Origin of the sequence: Erythrobacter donghaensis (genome assembly GCF_001557325.1) — a bacterium.
GTDB classification, from domain to species: Bacteria; Pseudomonadota; Alphaproteobacteria; order Sphingomonadales; family Sphingomonadaceae; genus Erythrobacter; species Erythrobacter donghaensis_B.
The window spans coordinates 1-427 of sequence record NZ_LSJS01000080.1 but is presented as its reverse complement, the minus strand read 5'-3'; the positions used below and the strand labels follow the sequence as shown (position 1 = coordinate 427).

Here is a 427-nt window from a genome sequence, read left to right as displayed (position 1 = left end):
ATCAGCCCCTCAACCGTCAGGCCGAGCGGTTCGCCCGCGAAGGCGTGCCGCTCAGCCTCTCGACCCTTGCCGATCAGGTTGGCGCTGCGGCGCACGCGCTGATGCCGATCTACAAGCTCATCGAGGCGCACGTTCTCGCCGCAACCCGTATCCACGGCGACGATACGACGGTGCCGGTCATGGCCAGAGGCAAGACCGATACGGCCCGATTATGGGTCTACGTCCGCGATGATCGCCCCTTTGCTGGGGCCGATCCACCCGCCGCTCTGTTCCACTACTCGCGCGACCGGCGCGGCGAGCACCCGCAAGCTCATCTCGCGCCATGGTCCGGCATCCTGCAGGCCGATGCCTATAGCGGCTACAACGAGCTCTACCGCGAAGGACGCAACCCCGGTCCCGTGCTCGAGGCGGGCTGCTTTGCCCATGC

At 67.0% G+C, this 427-nt stretch carries 1 protein-coding gene; it reads left to right on the top strand.

Features of this window, described 5'->3' with window-relative positions:
• Positions 1–427 (top strand): IS66 family transposase (locus tag AX692_RS04020; RefSeq protein ID WP_155646256.1); only part of this gene is annotated, 427 nt, incomplete at both ends.